The organism is Streptomyces bicolor (assembly GCF_000719285.1).
Lineage (GTDB): Bacteria > Actinomycetota > Actinomycetes > Streptomycetales > Streptomycetaceae > Streptomyces > Streptomyces bicolor.
On record NZ_JOFS01000002.1, the window covers coordinates 199,951 to 220,237 of the forward strand.

The 20,287-nt window shown below is 69.6% G+C and carries 18 protein-coding genes and 2 tRNA genes; 8 read left to right on the forward strand and 12 right to left on the reverse strand.

The features are described from left to right. Positions 1-23 precede the first annotated feature (23 nt). Entirely contained in the window at positions 24-689 is a 666-nt protein-coding gene (locus IF78_RS0103075; protein WP_031478462.1) for a class F sortase, read from the forward strand. A 258-nt stretch (positions 690-947) separates the two neighbouring features. Here the strand turns inward: IF78_RS0103075 and IF78_RS0103080 are convergent, their stop codons facing one another. Beyond that, positions 948-1,727 carry a GAF and ANTAR domain-containing protein gene (locus IF78_RS0103080; protein ID WP_031478464.1) on the reverse strand — a complete coding sequence of 260 codons (780 nt, stop codon included), beginning with the start codon at positions 1,725-1,727 and terminating at the stop codon, positions 948-950. Positions 1,728-1,908: 181 nt separating this feature from the next. On the opposite strand from IF78_RS0103080, the gene IF78_RS0103085 reads away from it, so the two are divergent. Further along, the gene (locus tag IF78_RS0103085; RefSeq protein ID WP_031478466.1) at positions 1,909-2,940 is read left to right on the forward strand and encodes a glycoside hydrolase family 6 protein; all 1,032 of its coding nucleotides are present in this window, start codon (positions 1,909-1,911) and stop codon (positions 2,938-2,940) included. 87 nt (positions 2,941-3,027) lie between these two features. Here IF78_RS0103085 and glxA read toward each other — a convergent pair whose 3' ends face one another. The 4 genes from glxA to IF78_RS0103105 all read right to left on the reverse strand — a co-directional run bounded on the left by glxA (position 3,028) and on the right by IF78_RS0103105 (position 8,223). Further along, complete coding sequence (glxA, locus tag IF78_RS0103090; RefSeq protein ID WP_031478468.1) at positions 3,028-4,965, reverse strand: radical copper oxidase GlxA; 1,938 nt, start codon at positions 4,963-4,965, stop codon at positions 3,028-3,030. Beyond that, positions 4,962-6,974, reverse strand: a complete 2,013-nt coding sequence (locus tag IF78_RS0103095) for a glycosyltransferase family 2 protein (protein ID WP_031478469.1) — start codon at positions 6,972-6,974, stop codon at positions 4,962-4,964. The genes glxA and IF78_RS0103095 overlap by 4 nt, the downstream gene beginning before the upstream one ends. Before the next feature lie 324 nt (positions 6,975-7,298). Further along, a complete protein-coding gene (locus IF78_RS0103100; RefSeq protein WP_031478470.1) occupies positions 7,299-8,015 on the reverse strand; it encodes a FadR/GntR family transcriptional regulator in 717 nt (238 codons plus the stop codon). Between the two features lie 134 nt (positions 8,016-8,149). Beyond that, positions 8,150-8,223 (reverse strand) — tRNA-Lys (locus IF78_RS0103105). Positions 8,224-8,408: 185 nt separating this feature from the next. On the opposite strand from IF78_RS0103105, the gene IF78_RS0103110 reads away from it, so the two are divergent. From IF78_RS0103110 to IF78_RS0103130, 5 genes are all read left to right on the forward strand, one after another. Further along, on the forward strand, positions 8,409-9,758 hold the full coding sequence (locus IF78_RS0103110; RefSeq protein ID WP_031478472.1) for a peptidoglycan-binding protein: 1,350 nt from the start codon (positions 8,409-8,411) through the stop codon (positions 9,756-9,758). Positions 9,759-9,873: 115 nt separating this feature from the next. Beyond that, positions 9,874-10,998, forward strand: a complete 1,125-nt coding sequence (locus IF78_RS0103115; protein WP_031478473.1) for an SPFH domain-containing protein — start codon at positions 9,874-9,876, stop codon at positions 10,996-10,998. Positions 10,999-11,117: 119 nt separating this feature from the next. Beyond that, complete coding sequence (locus IF78_RS0103120; RefSeq protein WP_031478475.1) at positions 11,118-11,723, forward strand: lytic polysaccharide monooxygenase auxiliary activity family 9 protein; 606 nt, start codon at positions 11,118-11,120, stop codon at positions 11,721-11,723. Positions 11,724-11,820: 97 nt separating this feature from the next. Then, a complete protein-coding gene (locus tag IF78_RS0103125; protein ID WP_063762144.1) occupies positions 11,821-12,336 on the forward strand; it encodes a DUF3592 domain-containing protein in 516 nt (171 codons plus the stop codon). 40 nt (positions 12,337-12,376) lie between these two features. Then, a complete protein-coding gene (locus IF78_RS0103130; RefSeq protein WP_031478478.1) occupies positions 12,377-14,038 on the forward strand; it encodes an AMP-binding protein in 1,662 nt (553 codons plus the stop codon). A 101-nt stretch (positions 14,039-14,139) separates the two neighbouring features. On the opposite strand, the gene IF78_RS0103135 is transcribed toward IF78_RS0103130, so the two are convergent. The 6 genes from IF78_RS0103135 to ehuB all read right to left on the reverse strand — a co-directional run bounded on the left by IF78_RS0103135 (position 14,140) and on the right by ehuB (position 18,385). Then, a tRNA-Lys gene (locus IF78_RS0103135) sits at positions 14,140-14,213 on the reverse strand. 119 nt (positions 14,214-14,332) lie between these two features. After that, positions 14,333-15,091, reverse strand: a complete 759-nt coding sequence (locus IF78_RS0103140; RefSeq protein ID WP_031478480.1) for an IclR family transcriptional regulator — start codon at positions 15,089-15,091, stop codon at positions 14,333-14,335. A gap of 208 nt (positions 15,092-15,299) precedes the next feature. Further along, positions 15,300-16,091 (reverse strand): ectoine/hydroxyectoine ABC transporter ATP-binding protein EhuA, encoded by a 792-nt coding sequence (gene ehuA, locus IF78_RS0103145; RefSeq protein ID WP_031478481.1) that lies wholly within the window; start codon positions 16,089-16,091, stop codon positions 15,300-15,302. Next, positions 16,081-16,731: an ectoine/hydroxyectoine ABC transporter permease subunit EhuD gene (ehuD, locus tag IF78_RS0103150; RefSeq protein WP_031478483.1), complete on the reverse strand. Its 651-nt coding sequence runs from the start codon at positions 16,729-16,731 to the stop codon at positions 16,081-16,083. The genes ehuA and ehuD overlap by 11 nt, the downstream gene beginning before the upstream one ends. Next, the gene (gene ehuC, locus IF78_RS0103155; RefSeq protein ID WP_031478484.1) at positions 16,728-17,447 is read right to left on the reverse strand and encodes an ectoine/hydroxyectoine ABC transporter permease subunit EhuC; all 720 of its coding nucleotides are present in this window, start codon (positions 17,445-17,447) and stop codon (positions 16,728-16,730) included. Before ehuC ends, ehuD begins: the two co-directional genes overlap by 4 nt. Next, entirely contained in the window at positions 17,444-18,385 is a 942-nt protein-coding gene (gene ehuB, locus IF78_RS0103160; protein WP_425314592.1) for an ectoine/hydroxyectoine ABC transporter substrate-binding protein EhuB, read from the reverse strand. Before ehuB ends, ehuC begins: the two co-directional genes overlap by 4 nt. A gap of 23 nt (positions 18,386-18,408) precedes the next feature. On the opposite strand from ehuB, the gene IF78_RS0103165 reads away from it, so the two are divergent. After that, on the forward strand, positions 18,409-18,903 hold the full coding sequence (locus IF78_RS0103165; protein ID WP_031478487.1) for a DUF3830 family protein: 495 nt from the start codon (positions 18,409-18,411) through the stop codon (positions 18,901-18,903). Here IF78_RS0103165 and IF78_RS0103170 read toward each other — a convergent pair. Beyond that, the gene (locus IF78_RS0103170; RefSeq protein ID WP_031478488.1) at positions 18,884-20,284 is read right to left on the reverse strand and encodes an amidase; all 1,401 of its coding nucleotides are present in this window, start codon (positions 20,282-20,284) and stop codon (positions 18,884-18,886) included. The two genes, IF78_RS0103165 and IF78_RS0103170, sit on opposite strands and share 20 nt — an antisense overlap. Between the last annotated feature and the right edge of the window lie 3 nt (positions 20,285-20,287).

Below are 20,287 nucleotides of genomic sequence, written 5' to 3' on the forward strand. Positions count from 1 at the left end.
CGGCGAGACGGGTCGCGCTGACCATGTCCGGCGACGAACGCACCTCCCACCGCGGCCGCCTCCTCATGGGCGTGACCTGGGCCGTCCTGCTGGTCGGGCTGTGGCTGTGGGGGTGGGAGGTCACCGACGTACGGCAGGCCGTGTCCGCGCCGGTGTCCGGCGACGTCGCCGCCGTCGGACGGCCCCAGCAGGTGCGGCTGCCGATCGCAGCACGGCCGATGGGCGACGCGCTGCCGCAGCGCCTCGACATCCCAGGGCTCGGCGTGCAGGCACCCGTCGTCGCCCGGGGGCTCGACTCGCGGGGCGCCATCGATCCGCCGCCCTACGACCGGGCCGACGCCGTCGGCTGGTACGCGGCCGGGGTGAAACCGGGGGCCGCCGGGGCCGCGCTGATCGTGGGGCACGTCGACACCGAGACCCGGCCGGCCGTCTTCCACCGGATCGGCGCGCTGAGGCCGGGCGCGACGCTACGGGTGCTCCGCGACGACGGCAGGGTCGCCGAGTTCACCGTGGAGAACGTACGCGTCGTGGCCCGCGACCGCTTCGACGCCCACCAGGCGTACGGCGCCCACCACACCGGCCGGGCCGAACTCCGCCTGATCACCTGCGGCGGCACCTTCGACCGCACGACCCGCAGCTACACGGCGAACGTGATCGTGTCGGCGTACCTCACGGGCACGGGGCTGTGACACGGCACACGACGTGGGACCGTGCGCCCGCACCTGCCCGGTCGACGACCGCTCCCCCGAAGCCGCCGACCGGGCTGGTCCTCAACCGCGCGCGCACGGGCTGCGGGAGTAACCCGGCGACCGGCGCGGGAGGTCTCGTGTGACCAGTGGGGATGGTCCGACCGGGGGCTGGGGTCGGCCGGAAACGACTCTAGAACGGATGGCCGCCGGGGCCTAGAGGGTCAGGCGGCAGGGGACGCCCGCCCCTGGCGCGGCGTGCTACGCGCGTCCCTCGCCGTCTCCGCCCCCGGCCTCCCGGCGCAGCTCGGCGTCGTCCGCGACCCGGTCGATGACCGCCTGCGCGACCCGGTCCAGGGGGAGTTGGTGGCGGCGCGCGTACTGGCGCAGCGCCACGAAGGCGTGGTCGGCCGGGGTGTTCCAGCGCTCGGCGAGCATGCCCTTGGCCTGCTCGATGCGCACCCTGCTGGACAGCGCCCGCTGCAACTGACCGGCGAGGGTGCGGCATTGGGCGTACGCCGCGTGGTTCTGCAGCCCGAGGGCGGCGCAGTCGGCGATGACCTGGGCCAGCCGCAGCTGGGTGCCGTCGTCCGGCGCGGCTTCCCCGGGCAGCGTGGCCACAAAGACGTTGAGCGCCCCCAGCAGCCGCTCCTGACGGCGCAGCGGGACCGCGAAGGTGCCGGCGATGTCGTGGGCCAGCGCCCGCTGCGTGAACTCCGGCCAGCGCGCGGCGGCCCGGGCCGCCCCGATCGAGACCGGCGGCACCGGCCGGCCGGAGCTGTAGCTGTCCAGGCAGGGCCCGCCACCCCGCTGAGCCCGCAGCAGATCGAGCGCGACCTCCCGATGCGCGTCGCTCGCCGTCAGCGACACCGTCCCGTCGTCGTCGATCAGCATGAACCCGGCCGCCCGCGCGGCCAGTAACCGCACACAGTGATCCGCGACGCGAGGTAAGTAGTGCGCGGCCTCGAACCCGTCGACGAGGGTGTCCGCCGTCTCCACCAACGCCTCCGCCAGCCGTATGTCCCGGGTGGACCGGTGCATGACGCGCCCCTTCCCCTGTATCCCCTGTCGACCGAGCCTTACGGACGCGCAAACCTACTCTGCTCATCGGAGCCGTACAGATGGCTGTAACAGCTCTCCGACAAGGCTCGGCGACCTCGTGTGCCCCACGGCGGGTATGTCAGGATTGAGTCTTGGAACAGTGCACCCAAGGGGGAGTTGGATGTACCTGAAGAGGGGGGCCCGGAGGGGGGCTCGCGCTCGGACGTCCGCGGTGGTGCTTGGGGCGGCACTGCTGGTCGCGGGCTGTTCGTCCGACGGGGGCGGCGACGAGCCGGAGGACGGCACCGGTGCCGGGATCAGTCAGCAGCCCAAGGACACCGACCCGTTCTGGGTGAACCCGGACGGGAACGCGGCGCAGCAGGTCGTGGCCTACCAGAAGGCCGGCCAGAAGGAGGACGCCGAGCAGATCCGCAAGATAGCCCAGCAGCCGACGGGCGAGTGGATCAGCCCCGAGAGCCCGGAGGAACAGGCACGCGGCTTCACCGAGGCCGCAGACAAGGCGGGCCGCACGGCGCTGCTCGTCCTCTACAACATCCCGCACCGCGACTGCGGCCAGTTCTCGGAGGGCGGCGCCGCGGACGGCAACGCGTACCGGGCGTTCGTCGACAGCGTCGCCAAGGGAATCGGCGACCGTCCGGCGACGGTGATCCTGGAGCCGGACGCGGTGCTGCACATGGTGGACAACTGCACGGCCCCGGAGTATCACGAGGAGCGCTACGACCTCCTCAACGGCGCCGTCACCAAGCTCAAGTCCCTGAAGAACACCAAGGTCTACCTGGACGCGGGCAACGCCGGCTGGGGCCACCCGGACCAGATCTTCGAGCCGCTGAAGCGGGCCGGCATCGACCAGGCCGACGGCTTCTCGGTCAACGTCTCCAACTTCTACACGACCAAGGACTCGATCGCGTACGGCAAGGAACTCTCCGCCAAGGTGGGCAACAAGCCGTTCGTGATCGACACCAGCCGCAACGGCAACGGCCCCTACACCGAGGGCAACCCGGACGAGCGCTGGTGCAACCCGCCCGGCCGCGCGCTGGGCGAGACCCCGACCACGAAGACGACGGACCCGCTGGTCGACGCGTACGTGTGGGTCAAGCGCCCGGGAGAGTCGGACGGCGAGTGCAAGGGCGGCCCGAAGGCGGGGGAGTGGTGGGCGGAGTACGCCCTGAACCTGGCGAAGGCCAGCAAGTAGCTGCTACGTGCATCGGGGGTGCCCTTCATGACGAAGGGCACCCCCGATCGCTTGTCCGCCGGACAGGCGGGAATTTGACGACAGGGCCTAGGGGACCTTGACCCACTGCGCCTTGCTCGGCGTCCCCTGATCGTCCGTGACGAACAGCATGTACCACCCCGACGGAACCAGATTCCGATTCGTCGGCACCGTCACCGTGATCTTGTCGCCGGACTTCTTGAAGTCCAGCGCCACCGACCGCTGATCCACATCCGTGACGTGCGTCGACGCACTCGGCCGGATCAGCCGTACGTTCTCGATGGACGAGGCGTGCTGCGAGGTGAACGTGCCCGCCCCGCCGCGTTTGATGGTCTGCGGGCCGCCCGACAGCGTCGGCTGTGCGTCCCCGTAGAGATAGGGCGGCGTGTAGATCTCGATCCGCTGCTCGAACTTGCCCGGCTTGGTGTTGGCCTTGTCGCTGAACAGCGAGTCGGAGCCGAAGAACATCACCCGGCCGTCGGGCAGCAGGATCGACCCGGAGTGGTAGTTGCGGCCCACCAGCGGGTCGGCGACCCGGTCCAGGTCGTTCGAGTCCGGGTGGTACAGGTGCGCCTGCAGGATGTTGGAGTCGCCGCGACCCCGGTAGTCCTCGGAACCGCCCGACACCAGCACGGAGTCGTCCGGCAGCACCGACGCCTGCGGATACCGCGTGCCCTTCTCCAGCGACGGCCCGTCCACGAACTTCGGGTCGTTCGCCTTCAGATCGATGATCCGCGTCTTCTCGCTGGACTCCTTGGACTCGCCGACGCCACCGCCGCCGATCACCATGTACTTCTCGTCCTGCGCCGGCGGCAGCAGCACGGTGCCCGAGGTCTCCATCAGCTTGGGATCGCTCAGCCCGGGCAGCTTGGTGAACTTGTCGGTGTCGACGTCCCAGATGCCCGGGTCGCGGCCCACGTCGTCAGGGCCGTAGCCCGCGTTGGAACCCGAGTAGAAGATCTTGCCGTTCTGCATCGGGAACAGCGCCGGATACGTCGGGAACTGCCGCTCCTTCGCCGTGTACGTCCACTTCTTGGTCTTCGGGTCGTACACCTCGTTCTTGCCCGGCACCAGCTGGCCGATGTCGTCGAGGCCGGAGACGCTGAGGATCTTGCCGTCGCTCAGGGTGGTGAGCGTCGGGTACCAGCGGGCCTCCTTCATCGGGTCGACCTTGATGTACTTCTCGGCGACCGGGTCGAACTCGTAGGCGTCCCGGATGCCCTGGAAGTCCTTCTTGTCGAGGGCCAGCTTCTGCGCGATGCCGTACGTGTTGCGCGCGTCGGCGCCGGTCAGGCCCTGGACGCGGTAGTTGTCCTGGGTGCCGGTCTCGTGCTGGCGGCCCTTCTTCTGCGCCTCGACGTAGATCCGGCCGAGACCGGGGTCGTTGCGCAGGAACTTGCCGGTCGCCTTGTCGAAGACCTTCTTGGCGCGCGGCACCAGCACCGGGTCCTTGGAGACGAACGTCTTGCCGTTCTCCTTGCCGGTGAACTTGGTGCCCGCGGGCAGCGTGATCGGCTTGTCCGGGTTCTCGTTGTGGACGATCATCAGGCCGCCGGCCTTGGTGACGTCACCCTTCAGCTTCTCGTACCGCTTCGTACCGCCCGCGATCAGCAGATTGCCGTTGGCGAGCTGGGTGTGGCCGGTGCAGAACAGGTCGTTCGGTGTCGGCACCTTCTTGATCGTGCCCTTGACCGGGTCCCAGATCCGGGTGTCGTACTTCTTCGCGTCGAAGTTGTCCTGATTGTTGCCCGAGCCCGCGATCAACAGCACCTTGCCGGTGTGCAGGAGCGCCGCGTGGATGGTGTTCTGGCGGTACTCCTCGGGGAACTCGACGATCTCCCACTTGCCGTTCTCGGCTTTGTACTCGGGTCTGTTGATTTGGTACTGGTGGTATTTCTCGGTGCCGACGCGATACAGCCACGGCCCGTTCATTCCGGCCAGCGCGAGTACCACCGCCGTACCTATCGCGAGTCGACGGGCGCGGCGGCGGCCTGCACGGTCGTTCATTCCTTACGTCCCCCAAGTCCACCAAGGGCGATCTGCATTGTCTGGTCGTTACCTCCGCTGCCGCCGCCACTGCCACCGCCACTGTTCGACGCGGCCCAGCTCGGCTTGTGCTGCGGGGCATGCGGCGCGTGTGCGTGCGGCGTGTGCGCCTGCTGAGTGGGCAGCGGCTGCGGCGCCGGCTGGTACGACGTCGGCTGGGCAGGCACCGTCGCGGACGGCCCCTTCTTCTCCTGCCGCAGCATGTAGCGCCAGGCGAAGATCGGCGTCGCGGTGATCAGCATGGCGAAGGTCGCCCAGATGATCATCGCGGGGTGCGAGTGCCCGTACACGAATCCGGCGGCGATCGACGCACCGAAGATCACGATGAAGTACCAGTGGTACCGGAAGGTCCCGAACCACCGGTCGGGGCTCGCGGAATCGCCCTTGGGCGTCACCACGAACTTGCTCTTCTTGCGCAGCACCGAGTCGATCAGCGCCTTCGCGTACAGCGGCGCCGACAGCGCGGACATCACCATGCCGGCCACACCGCCGGAGCCCTCGGGCTCGTGCGGCGAGACGTTGTGGCGGCGGTTCCAGACGTACAGGCCGATCTGGAGCGCGGAGGCGTTGCCGTACAGCATCAGCCAGATCGTGGGGTCGATGTTCACACCCGAGGCACCCAGGCCCAGGAACAGCGCACAACTAAGCGCCGCCAGGATCCAGTTGAGGGCGGACATCGGGTAGAAGATGATCATCATCGTGTAGTTGAAGAGCTTGCTCGGCGGCAGCGAGTACCAGCCCTTCCAGTACTGCTTGAGGATCGTCTCGTACGTCCCTCGCGACCAGCGCATCTGCTGGGTGAAGAAGTCCGTCCAGGCGCTGGGCCCTTCACCGACGGCGAGCACGTCCGGCGTGTACACGGACCGCCACTTCTTGCCCGTCGCCGGGTTCTTGTGGCGGTGGATCTCGAAGCCGGTCGCCATGTCCTCGGTGATCGAGTCGTACAGGCCGCCGATCTGCTTGAGCGCCTTGATGCGTACGGCGTTCGACGTACCCACGAACATCGGGGAGCCGTACTTGTTGCCCGCCCGCTGGATCAGGGCGTGGAAGAGGAACTGCTGGGATTCGGCGGCCTTGGTGACGAAGTTGTCGTAGTTGCCGTACACCTGCGGGCCGATGACGAAGCCGACGTTCGGGTCGCGGAAGAAGCCGAGCATCCGCTCCAGGTAGTTCGGCAGCGGCACGTGGTCGGTGTCGACCGAGGCGAAGAAGTCGTAGTCGTCGCCGTGGGCGTCGAGCCAGGCGTTGTAGTTGCCGTGCTTGGTCTTGGCGCGGTGCGGGCCCTTGGCCTGGTTCCACTTGGCGACGCCCTTGCGGGAGAAGTGGTGCACGCCGAGCCGCTTGCAGACCTCCTTGACCTCCGGGTCGTCGCCCTCGTCCAGGAGCCAGACGTGCAGAAGGCCCCGGTGGCGCAGCTTGACGGCCGCCTCCAGGGTCTTCGTCACCATCTCCAGCGGCTCCTTGCCGGGCACGAAGGAGGTGAGGAAGGCGACTCTCGTGCCGGTCTCCGGCACCACCGGGATCGGGTCCCGGGCGACCAGCGTGGCGTGCGCGTTGGACAGCACGTTCATACAGCGGAAGAACTCGATCAGACCGATCGAGACGAGCATGACCATGTCGAGCGCCGGCAGGAAGTCATAGGCGGGATAGTCCCGTTCGGTCCAGTGCTCGGGCTGCAGCAGCCAGAACAGCAGGACCAGGGAGAGCACCGGGGCGGCGGCCAGCATCAGTGCGACCCTGATGCGGTGCGGCTCCTGGGAGATCAGCGAGCGGTACTCGACCCGGTACGGCTTGTTCGGGTCGGGCTGCGTGAGGGGGCCGGCCAACCGGCTGTAGTGCTCGTAGTCGTACTTCGGCAGCGTCTTCTTGATCCTGCGGAAGGCCCCGGTCCGGGTCAGCGAAGGCACCCTTAGCTGGGCGGTCTGAGACGGGTCGAAGTTCTGCCGGGCGCCCGTCGGCGTCGACGTCATGAGTCATCCCCCCACACGCGGTTCAACCGCGTGTCTGTCGGTTCCTTTACAGCCGCTCCGGTCCCCCTCGACCGTCACAGCCGTATCAGTGGTGGGCCGCAGTCACCACATCTTCTCCACCTTAGACATGGAACAGCGACCTTCCGGTTGCATCATGCCCCCCTCGGCATGCGGTCATGAACAGGGCCCCCTACTCCCCGTCGAAAACCGGCAACCGGCTCCTTGCCCCCCAACTGCCGCGAATCCGCAGCATCTTGAAAAACCAATCACCAGGGTCTCCGTCGTTCCACATGATCGCAAGATGCGAAACGAGGTGTTTACCGGTCATACGCGCTCATTGTGGCACCTGTGGGGGTGTTGTGTACCCGTTGTGGATACGCGGACGCGGATGTTGCCGAAGTGCTCGCTTATGGCCTTCTCCGCTCGTATCGCATCGCCCGACCGCACCGCGTCCACGATCTCCCGGTGCTGCCGGCAGGTGACCAGCGGATCCTGCGGCGCGCCGCCGAGATCGGTGTGGACGCGGTGGAAGGTGTCCCAGAACGCCTCCATCACCTCGCCCAGCAGTGCGTTGTCCAACCCCCGGTAGAGGGTGGCGTGAAACGCCCGGTCGGTCTCGGCGATCCCGTCGCCGCCCCGCGCGGCCTGCTCTTCCATACGGTCGACGAGCGCGTCCAGTTCAACGAGGTCGGCGTCCGGTATTCGCCCCGCGAGCCGCGAGACCAGCCCCGTCTCCACGGCCTCTCGCAGCTGCAGCAGCTGGAGCAGGGTGTCCTCGCCCCGGTGGTGCCCGGCGACCGTCCGGAAGGCGAGGCCCTCGACCATCGGGGCGAGCGACATCGTGCCGACGTACGTCCCGAACCCGTGCCGGATCTCCACGATGCCCATCGCCTGCAGCCCCTTGAGTGCCTCGCGCACGGAGTTCCGGCTGGCACCGAGGTGCGCCATCAACTCCGGCTCCGTCGGCAGCGGGGCCCCGGAGGCCAGCCGGCGGTCGATGATGAGCTTCTTGATCCGCTCCTGCAGGTCACGAGCTGCCATGGCCAGAGGGTATCCGGCCAAACACACCGGAAGCCCCTCGCTTGCACGAGGGGCTTCCGGGCTGAAGCCGCGCAGAACCGACGATGGCGAGCCAGGATCGCGGTTTTTGCGATCATGGCTCGCCATCGTCATCGTGCGCCGCCAGGGACTCGAACCCCGGACCCGCTGATTAAGAGTCAGCTGCTCTAACCAACTGAGCTAGCGGCGCGTGCTGACGGCGTTAACTCTACATGACCTGCGGGGGTGCTCCTGACCACGGGCCGGGGATGACCGGAGGCCGCGGCGGCCCCGTAAACCATTCGGACCGTCAACATGCGCGTCGTGATGACAGTTGTGAAACTGGCGGTGTGTACAGCCGCGGACATTTTCCATCTGGAGTGTGAGGGGAATCGCATGGAGACTCAGGCTCCGGTATTCGAGGAATTCGATCCGGAGAGTGGCTGCGACTGCCCCGGATGTGTTCACTGGCGCCGCGTCCTGCCGCATTCCACGACCGCCCGCCACCCGGCGGCCGGCCGGGCGCTGATCGTCGCCGCAGCCGCCTCCACCACTCTCGCCGTCGGCCACGCGGCTCCGGCCCTCGCCGCCGCCCACGCCCCCGACCGGCCGGGTGTTCCCGCAGGTGACGAGCCCGCTTCGCCCCAGGGCGGCAAGGCTCCGCTGTACGGCCCAGGCGGGCAGGCGACGGAGCCGGGCCACGTGAAGACGCCCGCGACCACCCGCGCGGAGATCATCAGGCGGGCCAAGAAATGGGTCGCGGCGAGGGTGCCGTACAGCATGTCCGAGTACTGGTCCGACGGATACCGGCAGGACTGCTCCGGCTTCGTCTCGATGGCCTGGAATCTGCCCGGAAACGAATGGACCGGCAGCCTCGACCAGTACGGCGTGCGAATCTCCAGGGAGGATCTGCAGCCCGGCGACATTCTGCTGTTCCACAATCCGGATGACCCCGAGCAGGGCTCGCACGTCGTTATCTTCGGCGGCTGGACCGACTACACGCGCACCTACTACGTCGCCTATGAGTCGACCCGCCCCCACGCCCGCCGACTGGTCACCCCCTACGCCTACTGGAGCCACTCCGACCGCTACCTGGCCTACCGCTACAAGGGACTGGTGAGCGGCGCGACGGGCGCGAAACCGGACACCGGGCGCGCCGACGCGGAGCACGCGGTGCCGTATCCGGGACGGGCGTATTTCGGCCCCGGGGCCAACAACAAGCACGTCGCCCGACTGGGCCGCATGCTCGTCGAGCGCGGCGCCGGCCGGTTCTACCCCAACGGCCCAGGCCCCCGCTGGACCGACGCCGACCGCAGGGCCACCCGGGCCTTCCAACTGGCGCAGGGCTGGCGGGGCCGGGACGCGGACGGGCTGCCGGGGGCGCGGACGTGGGCGCTGCTGGTGACGGGAAAGGGCAAGGACGTCCCGGCGCCGGTGGAGGAGGCCGGGACGGGCGGGGCGGGTGGCCATGGGGCTCCGGCGGTCGTGGCGCCGGCGTCGCACGGGGTGCCGGGGTATCCGGGACGGGCGATGTTCCGGCCGGGCGTCGGCAACGAGTACGTCACCCAGCTCCGCGGACAACTGGTGAAGAAGGGTTTCGGCAAGCACTACAAGAACGCGCCGGGACCGAGCTGGGGCGAGGCGGACCGGCGTGGCGTCGAGGACTTCCAGCGCGCCCAGGGCTGGCGGGGCGGCGCGGCGGACGGCTGTCCGGGGCCGGAGACATGGCGGCGGTTGTTCTCGTAGCGGACTCGCAGAGCTGCGAGGACCGCGGGGGCTGCGGGCTGCGGGGAGTACTGGGCGCACCAACGGCTGTACGACCTTCCTGTGACGCATCTGGCGCGGAGGCTGGAGGCAACGCATGAGCACGACCACTTCTCCCACGCCCGAGCCCGAGGGGCTCGCGGAGCCGGCCGAGGGGCCCGCCCGCCCCGCCCGGCTGATCCAGAACGAGGCGACCACCGAGATCCCCGTCCACCTGCTGTTCCGCGACGGCCCCGACCCGGTGTCCGTGCCGCTCAGGCCGACGGTCGTGGCGCGCCGGCAGGGCACGGGGGAGCAGCCGCGCCTGCGCCGCCCGGTGCCGGAGAAGCCGCACCCCCTGGCCGAGGTCGACCCCGACCTGGTGGAGCGGCCGGCGCGGGTGCTGCCCGGGGCGGCGGGTGTGTTCGCGGGGACCTGTGGGGCGGCCGGGTGCCTGGTCACCTCGTGGTGGGCCGGGGTGCTGCCGGCGCCCGCGGTGGAGGTGTTGTGGTTGCCGGCGTCCGCGGGGCTGGGGCCGGCGCAGTGGGCGGCGTACACGGGGGCGGGGGCGCTGGGGCTCTTCGGGTTCGGCGGGCTGGCCCGGGGGCGGACCGGGCGGGCCTGGGTGCTCGAGCTGTTCGGCCGCTACCGGGGGACGGTCCGGCGCACCGGCCTGTTGTGGGTCAACCCGCTGACGCTGCGGCGCCGGGTCGACGTACGGCTGCGGCACTGGCGCAGTGGGGAGATGCCGGCGGCGGACGGCAACGGGGTCGCGCTGCGCACCGTGGTCCTGGTGGTGTGGCGGGTCAAGGACACGGCGCGGGCGACGCTCGGGGTGGAGGACCACGAGGCATATCTGCGCGAGTGCGTCGAGGCTGCGCTGGCCCGGGTACCGGTGGAGGTGCCGGGTGCCGCGCGGGGTTCCGTGGAGGCGGCCGCGGACACCCTGACCCGGCTGGTGGTGCGGGACGCGGGGGCGGTCGGGCTGGAGGTGTTCTCGGTGCGGCCGGTGCGGGTGGAGTACGCGCCCGAGGTCGCCGCCGCCATGCACCGCCGCCGTATCGCCGCGCTGGACGCGCAGAACCGGACGACCGTGCTCACCTCGGTCGTCGACTCGGTGGAGGACACGGTGACCCAGCTGACCCTGCGGGGTCTGGTCGAGCTGGACGACTACGAACGCAAGGCGCTGGTCAAGGACTTGACGGTGGCGTTCTGCGTGGGCAACGGCGAGAGCGCTCCCTGACGGCCCGTCGAACATGTTCCTCGATTGGTATGGACATGTTCAACAGTCAGCAATAATCTGGGACTTGGTCTAGACCTGCAAGCTCACTGAACATCCCCCACGTTCCCAGGAGCAGCAGCATGCGCAGAAAGGCCAAGTGGTACGCCGCCGCACTCGGACTCACCACGGCCGGGGCCCTCGTGCTCTCGACCGGAGGCGCGAGCAGCCACGGCTACACCGACCTCCCCATAAGCCGGCAGAAGCTCTGCCAGAACGGCACCGTGACCAACTGCGGCTCCATCCAGTGGGAGCCGCAGAGCGTGGAGGGCCCGAAGGGCTTCCCGGGCGCAGGCCCGGCCGACGGGCAGATCTGCAACGCCGGGCTGGGTCAGTTCGCCCAGCTCAGCGCGCCCAGGACGCCGTCCGGCGCCGCCTGGCCCACCACCAGGGTGACGGGCGGCCAGAGCTACACCTTCCGCTGGCAGTTCACGGCCATGCACGCCACGACCGACTTCAAGTACTACGTCACCAAGCCGGGCTGGAACCAGAACCACAACCTGGCCCGCTCCGACCTCAACCTCACCCCGTTCCTGACGATCCCGTACAACGGGCAGCGGCCACCGGCCACGCTCTCCCACAGCGGCACCCTGCCGTCCGGGCTGAGCGGTCACCACGTCATCCTCGCGGTGTGGACGATCGCCGACACGGGCAACGCGTTCTACGCCTGCTCCGACGTCACCTTCTGATCGCGCCTCGGATCTCTGAGCGTTACTTGAGGCCGGCGTGCTTCCCCCGGGGGTAGGTTCCCCACAATCAGCGGTACCTGACCTCGGGGGAAGCGCAATGGACCTCATCTTCTACTTCGTGCCCGGCCTCATCCTGGCCGTCGTCCTCTTCGGCGCGTACCGCGTGGTGCGCCGCTCGCTGCAGATCCGCAGTGCCTGGAACAGCGGGTTGACGGCCGAGGCCCGCTGTCTGCGGATGTTCACGACGACCCATGGCGGCGGCAACGACACTTCCGTGAGCACCACGCTGCACCACGTCTACGAGTTCACCACGCGCGACGGCCGCGTCGTCCGCTTCGAGGAGGAGGACGGCCCGGCGACGACGATCGAGGGTGACATCGTCACCGTCCACTACGCCGAGGGCCCGGACGTGGTCGCCACGGCCAAGGCCCCGGGCCGCGCCAGGCTGGCGGCGTCCACCGTCCTCCCCCTGGCTTTCCTCGGTGTGGTCGCGGCGGTCTGTGTCGTCTTCATGGTCACGTTCCAGCAGATGTCGGCGGAATTCGGCTTCGGCGAGGACAGCGGTGACACCGTCGACACCGTCGTCGTCGACGGCGTGACGATGACCCCGTGACCCTCCACATCTGACGGACCATCAACTACCGTGCCCCGCCATGGAGTCCAACAGGCCTACGGTCGCGGAGCTCGTGGCGGCGCGGTGGGGCGACCACCGGCCGGGACTGTGGTTCGAGGGGCGGACGCTCACCCACGACCAGATGGCGGCGGGCGCCGCGGCCCGGGCGGCGCTGCTGGCCGACCTGGTGCCGCCCCGCTCGCACATCGGGGTACTCCTGGACAACACCCCTGAATACCCCCTGTGGTTGAGCGCGGCGTCCCTCGCCCGAGCCGCCGTCGCCGGCATCAACCCCACCCGCCGGGGCCCCGAACTCGCCCGCGACATCCTGCACACCGAGTGCCGGATCCTGATCACCGAGCGGGCGCACCTGCCGTTGCTCGACGGCCTCGACCTGCCCGGCGTCCGCCTGCTGCTGACCGGCACCCAGGAATACGACGCCCTGCTCGCGCCCTACGCCGACGCCCGCCCCGACCCCTCCCGCGCCACCCCGCACGACCGTCTCCTGCTCTACTTCACCTCCGGCTCGACCGGCGCCCCCAAGGCCGCGATCTGCACCCAGGGCAGGCTGGCGGCGGCCGGGCGCTCGCTGGCCGGCCAGTTCGGTGTCCGCCCCGACGACGTGCACTACATCTGCATGCCGATGTTCCACGGCAACGCGGTCATCGCCGACTGGGCACCCGCCCTCGCGGCCGGAGCAGGGGTGGCGCTGCGGCGGCGGTTCTCGGCGTCGGGGTTCCTGACGGACGTACGGCGGTGTCGGGCGACGTACTTCACCTACGTCGGCCGCGCGATCCAGTACCTCCTCGCCACCGAGCCGCGCCCCGACGACCGGGACCACGCACTGCGGCTCGGCTTCGGCACCGAGGCGGGCGCCGTGGACGCGGCCGCCTTCGAGCGGCGGTTCGGGGTGCGGCTGGTGGAGGGGTACGGCTCGTCCGAGGGCGGGGCCGCCGTGCAGTGGTCGCCGGGGACGCCGCCGGGAGCCGTCGGGCGGGCGGCGCCCGGGCTCGTCGTACTCGATCCGGAGACCTGCGCGGAGTGTCCGCCGGCCGTCTTCGACGGGGGCGGGCGGCTGCTCAACGGGGACGAGGCCATCGGGGAGCTGGTCAACCGGGGGCCGAACCCCTTCGAGGGGTACTGGCGCAACCCCGAGGCGGAGGCGGAGCGGCGGCGGGAGGGCTGGTACTGGACGGGGGACCTGTTCTGCCGGGACGCCGACGGCTATCTGTACTTCGCGGGGCGTGCTGACGACCGGCTCCGGGTGGACGGGGAGAACCTGTCCGCCGCGATGATCGAGAACATCCTCGCCCGGTACGAGGGCGCGGTCGCCGTGGCCGTGTACGCGGTGCCGGATCCGGTGACCGGGGACCAGGTGATGGCGACGATCGCGGGGCAGTTCGATCCGGACGGCTTCGCCGGGTTCCTGCTCGCCCAGCCCGATCTCGGGACGAAGATGGCACCCCGGTTCGTGCGGGTCGTGGAGCGGATGCCGGTGACCGCCACGAACAAGATCCATCGGGCGGGGCTCAGGCGCGAGGGGCTGCGGTGTGCCGACCCGGTGTGGTGGCGGCCGGACGGGGAGCGGGCGTACCGGAGGATGACCGACGCGGATGCCCTGACCTACGTCGAAGGGCCCCTCGCTCCCACGAGAGGCCCTTCGCAAGTGCGCCGCCAGGGACTCGAACCCCGGACCCGCTGATGCTGCATCTCCTGGGGGATAACCCCCAGACCCCCAGCCGCCCTCGCGGCACCCGGAAAACTTTGAGGGGCCTCTCGCTCCCACGAAAGGCCCCTCAGAAGTGCGCCGCCAGGGACTCGAACCCCGGACCCGCTGATTAAGAGTCAGCTGCTCTAACCAACTGAGCTAGCGGCGCATGACTCCCGCCGACCGCGTTCACTGTGCTCCCGCAGCTGGCGACAGAGAAAATACTACCTGGTCCGGAGGGGTGCTTCTGACCACCCCGGACCAGGTCCCTTGGTGCTGGGCGGAGACCTAGATCGCCAGCGACAGCAGCACCGGCGCCGCGTTCCGGTTCAGTGTGTCCGCCGCCTGCTTCAGGCGGTGGGCGTGCTCGACCGGGAGGGACAGGGCGAGGCAGCCCACCGATGACCCGGCCGTGATCGGGACGGCCGCGCACACCGTGCCCACCGCGTACTCCTGGAGGTCGAGGTGGGGGACCGTCGGCGGCTGGGACTCCAGGCGGGAGAGCAGGACCTTGTCGCTGGTGATCGTGCGCGAGGTGAGGCGGGCCATCTTGTGCCGGGAGAGGTGGTCGCGCCGGCCGTTGTGGTCGAGCTGGCCGAGCAGGCTCTTGCCGATCGCGGTGGCGTGGGCGGAGAAGCGGAAGTCGACCCACTCGTTGACCACGGGCATGGTCGGACCGGCGGCGTACTGGTCGATCTTGACCTCGCCGTCGACGTACCGGCTGATGTAGACGGCGGCGCCGACCGAGTCGCGCAGCCGGTCCAGGGCGCGCTGGAGGTTCTCGCGCAGGGCCTGCTCGCGGCCCCGCGCGGAACCGAGACGGTTCAGGGCGTCGCCGGTGACGTACGCCCCGTCGGCGACCTGCTCGACGTAGCCCTCCCGGCGCAGCATCCGCAGGAGGCTGGTCAGGCGCTCCGGGCCGATGCGGGTGTGCCGGGCGAGCTCGGCGTCGGTGATTCCGGTGCTGTGCCGTGCCACGGTCTCCAGGACGCGCAGGGCGTCCTGGGCCGAGTGGTACGGCGTCGTCGGCTCGTGCTGCAGCGCCACGGTTCCCCCTGCGGTCGCACGTCGCTCTTCCGAGCTCTGCTGAGCTCGTCGGATTGGGCCCGATTCCAGTCAGCCAATCCCCTCCACGATAACCGCCAAGAGGCTTGTAGTGAGCGGTTGTTGACGAGATTACGATGCCCTCAACTGCGGTGATAGCCCATTGGCATATGTCCAGGACATGCTCCGGCGACCGGGGCCGTGGCCGACGTCACAGCACCGCGCTGAGGAACTCCCGGGTCCGGTCGTTCTCGGGGTCGTTGAAGATCTTCTCCGGGGAGCCGGACTCGATGACCCGGCCGGAGTCGAACATCAGGACCTGGTCCGAGATGTCCCGGGCGAAATTCATCTCGTGGGTCACACAGAGCATGGTGATGTCGGTGGTGCGGGCGATGTCCCGCAGCAGGTCGAGGACGCCCGCGACCAGCTCCGGGTCCAGCGCGGACGTCACCTCGTCGAGCAGCAGCACCTTGGGCCGCATGGCCAGCGCCCGCGCGATCGCCACCCGCTGCTGCTGCCCGCCGGACAGCTGGGACGGATAGGCGTCGCACTTGTCGGCCAGGCCCACCAGATCGAGCAGTTCCCGGGCGCGTGCCTCCGCCTCGTCCTTCGGCAGGCCGAGGACGGTGACCGGGGCCTCCGTGATGTTCCGCAGCACCGACATGTTCGGGAACAGGTTGAACTGCTGGAACACCATCCCGATCTTCTTGCGGACCTCACGGATCTGCTTCTCGGTGGCGGGAAACAGCTGCTCCCCGTCCACGGTGATCCGGCCCTCGTCCGGCTTGGTCAGCGTCATCAGCAGTCGCAGGATCGTCGTCTTGCCCGAGCCGGACGGCCCGATCAGCGTCACGTGCTTGCCGGCCTCGACGGAGAAGTCCAGGTGGTCGAGGACGGTGTTGTCGCCGAACCGCTTGGTGATCTGCTCGAGTCTGATCAGCTCGCCGCCCGGGCGGTTGTCGGCGGGGTTCTTCTCGGGGTTGTGCTGGATGTCAGTGGACAAGACGTCGCTCCAGGGCTCGCAGAAGGAGGGAGGCCAGGTAGGAGATGAGGATGAAGGCCACGCCGATCACGGTCAGGGGCTCGGTGAACTGGAAGTTCTGCTGCGAGAACAGCCGTGCCTGGCCCAGCATGTCCAGGACGGTGATCGCCATCAGCATCGGCGTGTCCTTGAGCATCGCGATCACGTAGTTGCCGAGCGCCGGCACGACCCGGCGGATCGCCTGCGGCAGGATCACCACCCGCCAGGTCCTCGCGACCGGCAGGTTCAGCGCCGTCGCGGCCTCCCACTGGCCGACGGGGACCGCCTCGATGCCGGCGCGGTAGACCTGCATCGTGTACGTCGAGTAGTGCAGGCCGATGCCGATGACCCCGGTGGTCAGCGCGGACATGGTCAGGCCCCACTCGGGCATCACATAGAACAGGAAGAACAGCTGCACCAGCAGCGGGGTGTTGCGCACGAACTCGGTGACCACCCCGACCGGCCAGCGCACCCAGCGCGTCGGCGTGCGCATCAGCAGCGCCCACACCAGACCCAGCACGAACGAGATCAGCGAGCCGAGGGCGAGAGCCTGCAGGGTGACCAGCAGACCGTCCCAGAACAGCGGCATGAAGTCGGCGACCGCTCCCCAGTCCCACTTCACGAGCCACCACCTCCGATGACACCGACGCCCTGGCCCACCGGATCGGGCACCACGACCTTGCGCTCCGGCTTCTTGCCCACGTTCGCCTTCAGCTTCTGCTCCAGCCCGCGCATCACCCGGGTGAGAGCGAAGGCGATCACGAAGTAGATGAGCAGGATGTACGTGTAGATCTCCGCGCTCTCCTGCAGCGCCAGCCGCACCAGGTTGCCGCTGAAGGCGAGGTCGCCCATGCCCATGATCGACACCAGGGCAGTGCCCTTGAGCAGCTCGATCAGCAGGTTGGAGAACGGCGGGATCATCTCCGGCACCGCCTGCGGCAGCAGGATCAGCCGCATCCGCTGCCACGGCGTGAAGCTGAGCGCGATCCCGCCCTCCTTCTGCGCCGGGTCGACCGCACCCAGCGCACCGCGCACGATCTCCGAGCCGTACGCCCCGTAGGTCAGCCCGAGCGCCAGCGTGCCCGCCCACAGGGGCACCAGCTGCCAGCCGAAGGCCGGGGGCAGCACGAAGAACACCCAGAAGATCATGACGAGGGCGGAGGTCCCGCGGAACACCTCGGTGTAGAAGCCCGCGAGGAAGCGGACGATCCACAGTCGATGGGTCCGCGCGATCCCGACCACGAACGACACGGCCGCGGCCAGCAGCGCGCTGAGGACGAGGAGCTGGACGGTGGTCCAGACCCCCTTGAGTACGAGTTCCCAGAGTCCCGGGGTCATCCGCCTGTCCCCCCTCCGCACAGCTCCTTCGCGGTGAGGTCGGTCATCTCGGCCTCGGTGAAGCCGAAGGGCTTGAGGATGCGGAACAGCTCGCCGCTCTTCTTCAGCTTGTGCAGCTCGACGTTGAAGGCGTCCCGCAGCTTCGTCTCGGTGGGCCGGAAGGCGAAGGCGCCGCCGTCGACGTGCGGTTCGCCGCCGACGAGGGGCGCGAAGGCCTTGGTGGCCTCCGCCTTGGCCGACTTCTTCACCACCTCACGGGTGGTGAGCGCCGTACCGGCGAAGACGTCCACGCGTCCCGCCTCGACGGCGTTCAGCCCCGCGACCTGGTCCGGCACGATGAGGATGTCGCTCTCCTTGTACCCCGCCTCGACGGCGTACTGGATCTCGGCGTAGCCGGTCCCGGTCGCGAACTTGGCCCCCTTCTCGACGACATCCTTGTAGTCGTGCAGCCCTTTGGGGTTGCCCTTCCTGACGATGAAGGAGTCGAGCATCTGATAGTCGGGGTCGGAGAAGATGACCTGTTCACAGCGCTCGGGATTGACGTACATCCCGGCCGCGACGACATCGAACTGCTGAGAGTTCAGCCCGGGTATCAGTGACCCGAACTCGGTCGGCACCGGCTGGACCCGGTCGACGCCCAGCCGTTTGAAGATGGCCTTGCCCAGTTCCGGCGCCTCGCCGGTCAACTCGCCGTTCTTGTCGATGTAGCCGAAGGGGATCTCCCCGGCGATGCCCAGCCGTACGACGCCCGCCGCGCGCAGCCGGTCGAGCAGGTCGCCGCCGTCCTCCGTCGATGCCGTCGCCACACGAGTGCAGCCGGCCGCTCCCAGCGCACCGAGAGCCGCCACCCCCGCGAGCAGCGACCGGCGCGTGGGCCCAGGTGTGTCTCTGTCGTTCCCATTAGGTGGAGCCATGGCGGCGCGGCTACCCGAGACCATGCGATGTATGCACCCTGGAAGGCATGACAGATCGGTTCATCGAGGTGTCACTGGTCAAGCGAGGCATCCACTGCACGGCCAAACTCCTGGACGACCGCGCCCCGCTCACCTGCGCGGCCGTCTGGGATGCCCTGCCCCTGACCGGCGACGTCTATCACGCCAAATACGCCCGTAACGAGATCTACGCCCTCTTCCCGCCGTTCGCGCGGTCGGAGCCGCCGCTGGAGAACCCGACAGTCACCCCCATCCCGGGGGATCTCTGCTACTTCTCCTTCGCCGGCACGGAACTGGGCACCAAGTCCTACGGCTACGACCGCGAGGTCCGCCCCGGCACGACAGTGGTCGATCTGGCCCTGTTCTACGAGCGCAACAACCTGCTCCTCAACGGCGACGTGGGCTGGGTGCCCGGCATCGTCTGGGGCCAGGTGACCGAGGGCCTCGACGCGATGGCCGAGGCCTGCAACGACCTGTGGCGGTCGGGAGCGTTGGGGGAGACGCTCAGCTTCCGGAGGGTGTGAGCCCGGCGATACCGGCCTCGTACAGCGCGTGCGCCGCCCGCAGCACCAGTTCGTCCCGGTGCCGGGCGGCCACGAGTTGCAGGCCGATCGGTAGGCCGTCGCCGTCCGTGCCGACGGGGACGGTGGCGGCCGGCTGCTGGGTGAGGTTGAAGGGGTACGTGAACGGGGTCCAGCCCGTCCACCTGCGGTGCCCCGAGCCCTTGGGGACCTCCGTGCCCGCCTCGAAGGCGGTGATCGGGAGGGTCGGGGTGACCAGGAGGTCGTAGGTGTCGTGGAAGCGGCCCATGCGGCGGCCGAGTTCCATGCGGGTGTCGACCGCGGCCAGATAGTCGAGCGCGGAGAGGCGGGCGCCCACGCCGCAGATCTCGCGCAGGCCGGGGTCGAGCAACTCCCGCTGGTGCGGTCCGAGATGCTGGGTCACCCGGGCGGCCCCGGTGAACCACAGGGTGTGGAAGGCGTCCACCGGGTCGGTGAAGTCGGGGTCGGTCTCCTCGACGTACGCCCCAAGACCCGCCAGCCGCTCCACCGCCCGCCGCACGGCCGCCGCGACCGCCGGCCGCACCGCCACCTGGCCGCCCAGGGACGGCGAATAGGCGACGCGCAGGCCGTGCACGCCACCCGACAGGGCCGTGGCGAAGGAGTCCGGCGCCGGCGGGAGCGCCGACCAGTCGCGGGAGTCGGGCGTGCCGATGACGTCGAGGAGCAGTGCCGCGTCGGCCACGTCGCGGGTCATCGGGCCGACATGGGCCAGGGTGCCGAAGGCGCTCGCGGGATACAGCGGGACACGGCCGTACGTCGGTTTCAGGCCGAAGATGCCGCAGAAGGCCGCCGGGATACGGACACTGCCGCCGCCGTCCGTGCCGAGGGCGAGCGGTCCCGCGCCGAGGGCCACGGCCGCCGCCGCGCCGCCGCTGGAGCCGCCCGCGGTGCGGGTCGGGTCGTACGGGTTGCGGGTGACGCCGGACAGGGGCGAGTCGGTGACGCCCTTCCAGCCGAACTCGGGCGTCGTGGTCTTGCCGAGGAACACGGCGCCGTGCGCGCGCAGACGGGCCACGGAGGGGGCGTCCTCGTCCCAGCTCCCCTCCTGCGAAATGGCTTTCGAGCCCTTGAGGGTCGGTGCGCCACGCATCAGCAGGATGTCCTTGACGGTGACCGGGACGCCGTCCAGCAGGCCGGCCGGTTCGCCGCGCCGCCACCGGTCGGCCGACTCGCCGGCCCGCGCGAGCGCCTCGTCGGCGGTGATGTGTACGAAGGCGTTGACCTCCGGCTGGATCCGCTCGGCCCGCTCCAGGGCGGCACGGGTGGCGTCGACGGGGCTGAACTCCCCTGCTCGGTAGCCGTCGAGGAGTTGTACGGCGGTCAGTTCGGTGAGTTCCGTCATGCG

Bases quoted from the DNA above. Each gene is read 5' to 3' on its own strand.
- IF78_RS0103130 (WP_031478478.1), top strand. From the start codon at position 12,377: ATGGAGTCCAACAGGCCTACGGTCGCGGAGCTCGTGGCGGCGCGGTGG.
- IF78_RS0103085 (WP_031478466.1), top strand. From the start codon at position 1,909: ATGTACCTGAAGAGGGGGGCCCGGAGGGGGGCTCGCGCTCGGACGTCC.
- IF78_RS0103100 (WP_031478470.1), bottom strand. From the start codon at position 8,015: ATGGCAGCTCGTGACCTGCAGGAGCGGATCAAGAAGCTCATCATCGAC.
- IF78_RS0103075 (WP_031478462.1), top strand. From the start codon at position 24: ATGTCCGGCGACGAACGCACCTCCCACCGCGGCCGCCTCCTCATGGGC.
- ehuC (WP_031478484.1), bottom strand. From the start codon at position 17,447: ATGACCCCGGGACTCTGGGAACTCGTACTCAAGGGGGTCTGGACCACC.
- ehuB (WP_425314592.1), bottom strand. From the start codon at position 18,385: ATGGTCTCGGGTAGCCGCGCCGCCATGGCTCCACCTAATGGGAACGAC.
- IF78_RS0103095 (WP_031478469.1), bottom strand. From the start codon at position 6,974: ATGACGTCGACGCCGACGGGCGCCCGGCAGAACTTCGACCCGTCTCAG.
- IF78_RS0103115 (WP_031478473.1), top strand. From the start codon at position 9,874: ATGAGCACGACCACTTCTCCCACGCCCGAGCCCGAGGGGCTCGCGGAG.
- IF78_RS0103165 (WP_031478487.1), top strand. From the start codon at position 18,409: ATGACAGATCGGTTCATCGAGGTGTCACTGGTCAAGCGAGGCATCCAC.
- glxA (WP_031478468.1), bottom strand. From the start codon at position 4,965: ATGAACGACCGTGCAGGCCGCCGCCGCGCCCGTCGACTCGCGATAGGT.
- IF78_RS0103125 (WP_063762144.1), top strand. From the start codon at position 11,821: ATGGACCTCATCTTCTACTTCGTGCCCGGCCTCATCCTGGCCGTCGTC.
- IF78_RS0103170 (WP_031478488.1), bottom strand. From the start codon at position 20,284: ATGACGGAACTCACCGAACTGACCGCCGTACAACTCCTCGACGGCTAC.
- IF78_RS0103110 (WP_031478472.1), top strand. From the start codon at position 8,409: ATGGAGACTCAGGCTCCGGTATTCGAGGAATTCGATCCGGAGAGTGGC.
- IF78_RS0103080 (WP_031478464.1), bottom strand. From the start codon at position 1,727: ATGCACCGGTCCACCCGGGACATACGGCTGGCGGAGGCGTTGGTGGAG.
- IF78_RS0103120 (WP_031478475.1), top strand. From the start codon at position 11,118: ATGCGCAGAAAGGCCAAGTGGTACGCCGCCGCACTCGGACTCACCACG.